At 59.5% G+C, this 7,637-nt stretch carries 6 protein-coding genes and 1 pseudogene; 5 read left to right on the top strand and 2 right to left on the bottom strand.

Going from position 1 to position 7,637, the window contains the following annotated elements; all coding sequences use genetic code 11:
* Both ABLU73_RS22280 and ABLU73_RS22275 read left to right on the top strand, forming a co-directional pair.
* Positions 1 to 187 (top strand): hypothetical protein (locus tag ABLU73_RS22280; protein ID WP_205416085.1); only part of this gene is annotated, 187 nt, incomplete at its 5' end.
* A gap of 162 nt (positions 188 to 349) precedes the next feature.
* Positions 350 to 1,081 (top strand): transporter substrate-binding domain-containing protein, encoded by a 732-nt coding sequence (locus ABLU73_RS22275; protein ID WP_004206436.1) that lies wholly within the window; start codon positions 350 to 352, stop codon positions 1,079 to 1,081.
* 43 nt (positions 1,082 to 1,124) lie between these two features.
* On the opposite strand, the gene orn is transcribed toward ABLU73_RS22275, so the two are convergent.
* A complete protein-coding gene (gene orn / locus ABLU73_RS22270) occupies positions 1,125 to 1,670 on the bottom strand; it encodes an oligoribonuclease (protein WP_004206435.1) in 546 nt (181 codons plus the stop codon).
* 94 nt (positions 1,671 to 1,764) lie between these two features.
* Here orn and rsgA point away from each other — a divergent pair, with 94 nt between their 5' ends.
* The 3 genes from rsgA to mscM all read left to right on the top strand — a co-directional run bounded on the left by rsgA (position 1,765) and on the right by mscM (position 7,302).
* Positions 1,765 to 2,826, top strand: coding sequence for a small ribosomal subunit biogenesis GTPase RsgA (gene rsgA / locus ABLU73_RS22265; RefSeq protein WP_023291707.1), 1,062 nt, complete (start codon positions 1,765 to 1,767; stop codon positions 2,824 to 2,826).
* A gap of 160 nt (positions 2,827 to 2,986) precedes the next feature.
* A complete protein-coding gene (gene asd / locus ABLU73_RS22260; protein ID WP_004206431.1) occupies positions 2,987 to 3,949 on the top strand; it encodes an archaetidylserine decarboxylase in 963 nt (320 codons plus the stop codon).
* Positions 3,950 to 3,972: 23 nt separating this feature from the next.
* The gene (gene mscM, locus ABLU73_RS22255) at positions 3,973 to 7,302 is read left to right on the top strand and encodes a miniconductance mechanosensitive channel MscM (protein WP_004206430.1); all 3,330 of its coding nucleotides are present in this window, start codon (positions 3,973 to 3,975) and stop codon (positions 7,300 to 7,302) included.
* Between the two features lie 37 nt (positions 7,303 to 7,339).
* Here the strand turns inward: mscM and ABLU73_RS22250 are convergent.
* Positions 7,340 to 7,546 (bottom strand): annotated as a pseudogene (locus ABLU73_RS22250) (glutamate/gamma-aminobutyrate family transporter YjeM); the annotation flags it as partial.
* Between the last annotated feature and the right edge of the window lie 91 nt (positions 7,547 to 7,637).

Genomic DNA, 7,637 nt, shown 5'->3' with positions numbered 1-7,637 from the left:
AACTCGCGACCCCGACCTTGGCAAGGTCGTGCTCTACCAACTGAGCTATTCCCGCGTTACTGCATTTTTTGCCATATTTCGATGGCGTCGTAATTTGCATTTCTGCGTCGTTACGGGAGGCGCATTATACGAGAATTCGATGCCCCTGCAACCCCCTGTTCATCACTTTTTTGCGTTTTTTGTTTAAATGGATATTTTCTCGCCACCTACGCCGCTGAATTGTATAAATAAGCGTCATTTCGGGCAAAATCGCTTTTTCCGCCCGCCTGAATGACGCAAAATCGCTCGCATCATACAGCGGTGGCGCGACGTAAAACGAGGCCACCACGCCGCCAAACAGGGAATTAGCATGAGAAAAGTCCTCACCGTCCTGCTGCTGAGCACGCTGGCCATCGGAACCGCGTCAGCCGAGACGCTCCATTTTGGCACCAGCACGGCCAATCCGCCGTTTGTCACCGCCAACGGCAAAAATCAGCCTGTCGGCTTCGATATCGATCTTGCCCAGGCCCTGTGCCAGCAGATGCAGGCGCAGTGCCAGTTCACGGCGCAGCGTTTCGATACGCTGATCCCGGCTTTACGCTTCAAGAAATTTGACGCGGTGATTGCCGGCATGGAAGTGATCCCGATGCGTGAGAAGCAGGTCGCCTTCAGCCGTCCCTATCGCCAGGCGCTCTCCGGGGTGGTGATCGTCAACAAAGATGTCGCCCATACCTTTGCCGACCTGAAAGCCAAAAAAGTCGGCGTGGTGAAAGGCACACTGCATCAACACTATCTGCGTGATAAACAGAAAGCCGTACAGGCTGTTCCTTACGACGACGTCGCCAGCGCCCTGGCCGCGCTGAAGGCCGGGCAAATAACCGGCGTCATGGGCGACTTCGCCACCCTCGACGCCTGGCAGCAGGAGAACCCTGACTACGCCATCATGGATGAACGTGCCACCGACCCGGCTTATTACGGTAAGCAGTATGCGATTGCGGTGCGCAAAGACGATCCGGAGCTGCTGAATGCGATCAACGATGCCCTGACCGCGGTCATGGCGACGCCTGACTTCCAGCAGATGCAGCAGAAGTGGTTTAAATAACGCAGAAAGGTGTACCGGGCCGCGCACAGGGCCCGGTCGCGGTTTACAGCTTAATGAAATGCTCGCGGTAGTAAGCCAGCTCGGCGACTGACTCGCGGATATCGTCCATTGCCTGATGGGTACCCTGCTTTTTAAAGCCGTCGAGAATTTCCGGCTTCCAGCGACGCGCCAGCTCTTTCAGCGTGCTAACGTCCAGATAGCGATAGTGGAAATAGGCTTCCAGTTGCGGCATGTACTTAAACAGGAAGCGACGATCCTGGCCGATGCTGTTGCCGCAGATCGGCGACTTGCCCGCCGGCACCCACTGCTTAAGAAACTCAATGGTCGCCAGTTCGGCGTCGTGCTCGCTGACGGCGCTGGCCTTCACGCGATCCACCAGCCCACTGCCGGTATGCGTCCGCACATTCCACTCGTCCATCAGCGCCAGTTGGGCATCCGATTGATGCACCGCGATGGTCGGCCCCTCGGCCAGAATGTTCAGGTTGGCATCGGTCACCAGGGTGGCGATTTCAATAATGCGATCGCGCTCCGGATCCAGCCCTGTCATCTCAAGATCGATCCAAATGAGGTTGTTTTCATTTGCACTCATGCTATTTTCCACCCTTCTTGCGTGACTATATTCATCTAAAATAGCGTGTATCATAGAGGTTTTGCCCCATCAGGGCGACCAGGAGCCAGTTCGATTGAGTAAAAATAAACTCTCCAAAGGCCAGCAGCGCCGCGTCAAAGCCAACCACCAGCGCCGTCTGAAAACCACTGCGGAGAAGGCCGACTACGATGACAACCTGTTTGGCGACACGTCGGAAGGCATTGTCATCAGTCGCTTTGGCATGCATGCCGACGTCGAATCCGCTGACGGCAGCGTGCATCGCTGCAATATCCGCCGGACGATCCGTTCGCTGGTCACCGGCGACCGCGTGGTCTGGCGGCCGGGTAAAGACGCCGCCGACGGCGTAAGCGTCAAAGGGATCGTCGAAGCGGTTCACGATCGCGCCTCCGTCCTGACGCGCCCGGATTTTTACGACGGCGTGAAGCCTATCGCCGCCAATATCGACCAGATCGTGGTGGTTTCCGCGATCCTGCCTGAGCTGTCGCTGAATATTATCGATCGCTATCTGGTGGCCTGCGAGGCGCAGGATATCGAGCCGTTAATCGTCCTGAACAAAATCGATCTGCTGGATGACGATGGCCTGCGCTTCGTCAATGAGCAAATGGACATCTACCGCAACATCGGTTACCGCGTACTGCTGGTCTCCAGCCGTACTCAGGACGGCCTCAAGCCGCTGGAAGCGGCCCTGACCGACCGCATCAGCATCTTCGCCGGGCAGTCCGGGGTGGGTAAATCAAGCCTGCTGAACGCCCTGCTGGGGCTGAATGAGGATCAGATCCTCACCAATGATGTCTCGGACGTTTCCGGCTTAGGCCAGCACACCACCACCGCGGCGCGCCTCTACCACTTCCCGCACGGCGGCGATGTGATTGATTCACCGGGGGTACGTGAGTTCGGCCTGTGGCATCTGGAAGCGGAACAAATCACCAACGGCTTTGTCGAATTCCATGATTATTTAGGCCGTTGCAAATATCGCGACTGTAAACACGATACCGATCCTGGCTGTGCGCTTCGCGAAGCGGTAGAGAGCGGCAAGATCGCCGAAAGCCGTTTCGAGAACTACCACCGCATCCTGGAAAGCATGGCGCAGGTACAGGTAAAAACGCGTAAAAACTTTTCCTCGACCGATGACTGACCATTAAGCTGAGCGTCACGTCAGGCGCTGCCGGGCAGCGGTGATGGCGCGGCTTACGCGGATGCCATTTGGCGAGTTTTACGTATAGAATCGTCCCCTTTTTTCAGGTCCCCGCCCGCAGGCGGGGTCAGGAACGACATATCATGGCCTGGAGGCTACTTTGTTAAACGATCTTAAACTTTCACTGCAATACATTCTGCCTAAACTGTGGCTCACCCGCCTCGCAGGCTGGGGTGCGAGCAAACGCGCAGGTTGGCTGACGAAGCTGGTCATCGATCTGTTCGTGAAATACTACAAGGTCGATATGAAAGAGGCGCAGAAGCCGGATACCGCGGCCTATCGCACCTTCAACGATTTCTTTGTGCGCCCGCTGCGCGACGACGTTCGCCCGCTGAATACCGATCCTAACGTACTGGTGATGCCGGCCGACGGCGTGATCAGCCAGCTTGGTGCCATTGAGAACGATAAAATTCTGCAGGCCAAGGGCCACGACTACAGCCTGGAAGCCTTACTGGCCGGCAACTACCAGATGGCCGACCTGTTCCGTAACGGCAGCTTCGCCACCACCTATCTGTCGCCGCGCGACTATCACCGCGTGCACATGCCGTGCAACGGTATCCTGCGCGAAATGATCTACGTTCCTGGCGACCTGTTCTCCGTTAACCATCTGACGGCGCAGAACGTGCCAAACCTGTTCGCCCGTAACGAGCGCGTCATCTGCCTGTTTGATACTGAGTTTGGCCCGATGGCGCAAATTCTGGTGGGCGCGACTATCGTCGGCAGCATCGAGACCGTGTGGTCCGGCACCGTAACCCCGCCGCGCGAAGGCATTATTAAACGCTGGACCTGGCCCGCTGGCGACAGCGAAGGCTCCGTCGCCCTGCTGAAAGGCCAGGAGATGGGCCGCTTCAAACTGGGCTCCACCGTGATCAACCTGTTTGCCCCGGGCCAGGTGAAGCTGGTCGACACGCTGCAAAGCCTGTCCGTGACTAAAATCGGCCAACCGCTGGCGACAACGGTGGAAGCAACCACCGCCGCTGAACCGGCGCCGTTACCGGAAGAAGAGATCCGCGCCGAACATCGCGCCAGCCCGCTGGTTGACGATAAACAAGACCAAGGTTAATTCTTCAGCAAAAGGGTTATGCCGTGCGCCTGATATACACTTTCCTGTTGGCCTTGAGCCTCAGTTTCGGGGCGTACGCTGCGACAGCCCCGGATGCTAAACAGATAACCCAGGAACTGGAACAGGCGAAGGCGGCAAAGCCCGCCCAGCCTGAAACCGTTGAAGTTCTGCAGTCCGCCCTGAACGCGCTTGAGGAGCGAAAATCGTCTCTCGAGCGCGCCCGTCAGTATCAGGACGTTATCGACAATTTCCCCAAACTGTTTCAAAGCCTGCGCGCCCAGCTCAACAATCTGAGCGAAGAGCCGCGCCAGGTGCCAGTCGGCCTGACCGCCGATGCGCTGAACCAGGAGATCCTCCAGGTCAGCAGCCAGCTGCTGGAGTCAAGCCGTCAGGCGCAACAGGAGCAGGATCGCGCGCGTGAAATCGCCGACTCCCTGAACCAGCTGCCGCAGCAGCAAACCGACGCCCGGCGTCAGCTCAATGAGGTTGAGCGCCGCATCGGCACGCAAACCGGCAACAATGCTCTCGCCCAGGCGCAAAATCTTGCCCTGCAGGCGGAATCGGCGCGCCTGAAGGCGCTGGTGGATGAACTCGACCTCGCCCAGCTCTCCGCCAATAACCGCCAGGAGCTGTCGCGCGCCCGTTCTGAACTGGCGCAAAAGCAGAGCGAGCAGCTGGATGCCTATCTGCAGGCGCTGCGTAATCTGCAGAACAGCCAGCGCCAGCGTGAGGCGGAAAAAGCACTGGAAAGTACCGAACTGCTGGCGGAGAACAGTGAAAACCTGCCGCCGGACATCACCGCCCAGTTTAAAGTCAACCGCGAACTCTCCCAGGCGCTGAACCAGCAGGCGCAGCGTATGGATCTGGTGGCGTCCCAGCAGCGGCAGGCGACGAATCAAACGCTGCAGGTGCGCCAGGCGTTAAACACCCTGCGCGAGCAGTCGCAGTGGCTGGGCTCCTCTAATCTGCTGGGCGAAGCCCTGCGCGCCCAGGTGGCGCGGCTGCCGGAGCGCCCTCGCCCGCAGCAGCTGGATACGGAGATGGCGCAGCTGCGCGTGCAGCGTCTGCGCTTTGAGGATTTACTCAGTAAGCAGCCGCAGCTGCGGCAGATCCGTCAGGCCGACGGCGAACCGCTGACCAGCGAGCAGAACAAGATCCTGCAGGCGCAGCTACGCACGCAGAACGAGCTGCTGAACTCGCTGCTGCGCGGCGGCGATACCCTGATGCTGGAGCTCACCAAGCTGAAGGTCGCCAACGGCCAGCTGGAAGACGCGCTGAAGGAGATCAACGAAGCCACCCACCGCTATCTGTTCTGGACTTCGGACGTCAGCCCCATCGGCTTCTCCTGGCCGCTGGAGATCGTCCAGGATCTGCGGCGCCTGATCTCCCTGGATACCATCAGCGAGCTGGGTAAAGCCAGCGCGATGATGCTCACCAGCAAAGAGACCCTGCTACCGCTGTTTGCCGCCCTGCTGCTGGTTGGCTTCAGCATCAGCTCCCGGCGCCATTTCACCCGCTTCCTTGAGCGCTCCAGCGCTCGGGTGGGGAAAGTCACCCAGGATCACTTCTGGCTGACGCTGCGCACGGTCTTCTGGTCGATACTAGTGGCTTCGCCGCTGCCGGTGCTGTGGATGACGCTCGGCTATGGTCTGCAGTCCGCCTGGCCCTTCCCGCTGGCGGTGGCGATTGGCGATGGGGTCACCGCGACGGTGCCTCTGCTGTGGGTGGTGATGATCTGCGCCACCTTCGCCCGGCCAAACGGGCTGTTTATCGCCCACTTCGGCTGGCCGCGTAGCCGAGTGGCGAAAGCGATGCGCTACTACCTGATGAGCATCGGGCTGATTGTGCCGCTGATTATGGCGCTGATCATGTTCGATAATCTTAACGACCGCGAGTTCTCCGCTTCGCTGGGCCGCCTGTGCTTCCTGCTGATCTGCGGCGCGCTGGCGGTGGTCACTCTGAGCCTTAAGCACGCCGGTATCCCGCTCTATCTGGATAAAGAGGGGAATGGCGACAATATGGTGAACCGCCTGCTGTGGAACCTGATGCTTGGCGCGCCGCTGGTGGCCATGCTGGCGGCGGCCGTCGGCTATCTCGCCACCGCCCAGGCGCTGCTGGCGCGTCTGGAAACCTCCGTCGCCATCTGGTTCCTGCTGCTGGTGGTCTATCACATTATCCGCCGCTGGATGCTGATCCAGCGCCGCCGGCTGGCCTTCGACCGGGCCCGCCATCGTCGCGCGGAAATTCTCGCCCAGCGCGCCCGCGGCGAAGATGAGCCTGTTCACGTCAGCAGCCCGGAAGGGTCGGTGGAGACGGAGGTCAGCGAGGTCGATCTCGATGCCATCAGTACCCAGTCGCTGCGCCTTGTGCGTTCCCTGCTGATGCTGATCGCGCTGCTGTCGGTCATCGTGCTGTGGTCGGAAATTCACTCGGCGTTTGGCTTCCTTGAGAATATCTCGCTGTGGGACGTTACCTCAACGGTACAAGGAGTGGAAAGCCTCGAGCCCATCACCCTTGGCGCGGTGCTGATTGCCATTCTGGTGCTGATCATCACCACTCAGCTGGTGCGCAACCTGCCGGCGCTGCTGGAGCTGGCGATCCTCCAGCACCTCGATTTAACGCCCGGCACCGGCTACGCCATCACCACCATCACCAAGTATCTGCTGATGCTGGTCGGTGGACTGGTGGGCTTCTCGATGATCGGCATTGAGTGGTCGAAGCTGCAGTGGCTGGTCGCCGCGCTGGGTGTGGGTCTCGGGTTTGGCCTGCAGGAGATCTTCGCTAACTTTATCTCCGGCCTGATTATTCTGTTTGAGAAACCGATCCGCATCGGCGATACGGTCACCATCCGCGATCTGACGGGCAGCGTCACCCGCATCAATACCCGCGCCACCACCATCAGCGACTGGGACCGGAAAGAGATTATCGTGCCGAATAAGGCGTTCATCACCGAGCAGTTTATCAACTGGTCGCTATCGGACTCGGTCACCCGCGTGGTGCTGACGGTGCCGGCGCCTGTGGACGCCGATACCGAAGAGGTCACGAAAATTCTCATCGCCGCGGCGCATCGCTGCTCGCTGGTCATCGATACCCCGGCGCCGGAGGCGTTTCTCGTCGACCTGCAGCAGGGGATCCAGATTTTCGAGCTGCGTATTTTTGCCGCCGAGATGGGGCACCGCATGCCGCTGCGCCATGAGATGCATCAGCTGATCCTGGCGGGCTTCCGCGAGCATGGCATTGATATGCCGTTCCCTCCGTTCCAGATGCGTCTGGAAAGTATTGACGGCAGGCAAAGCAGTAAAACCATGACCTCGGCCGGAAAAACCAGCCGACGTACGGCTGGCAGCCTTTAAGCCATAGCCTGCCCGGCGGCACTGCCGGGCAGGTTCTTTAACTCTCCATCACCAGCGCGCCGGACGCCAGGCGCCGACGGTAGCTTTCGTAAATTCCCCACGCCAGCAGCGAGAAGAAGATCGGCCCGCCGACCATCCACAGCGTGCTGCTCCAGTCCCCGCTGTCGATGACCGGCTGAATGATGGTGAAGATATTGGCGAAGGTCACCATCAGCAACACCACGCCGGTCGCCAACAGCGTCGCCTGGCCTCATAAAACGAGCGCGGATAGTAGCAAAAGCACCGAAGGAGATTGTGGATATTCGGGCGAAAGCCGGGATAGCATGAGGGAGGGG

It is taken from the genome of Klebsiella sp. GG_Kp175 (genome assembly GCF_040062325.1).
GTDB classification, from domain to species: Bacteria; Pseudomonadota; Gammaproteobacteria; order Enterobacterales; family Enterobacteriaceae; genus Klebsiella; species Klebsiella quasipneumoniae.
The sequence above is the reverse complement of the archived record's forward strand: the minus strand, read 5'-3'. Positions and strand labels throughout refer to the sequence as shown.

Excerpts from the sequence above, each read along its gene's own strand:
- ABLU73_RS22275 (WP_004206436.1), top strand. The coding sequence starts at position 350 with ATGAGAAAAGTCCTCACCGTCCTGCTGCTGAGCACGCTGGCCATCGGA.
- orn (WP_004206435.1), bottom strand. The coding sequence starts at position 1,670 with ATGAGTGCAAATGAAAACAACCTCATTTGGATCGATCTTGAGATGACA.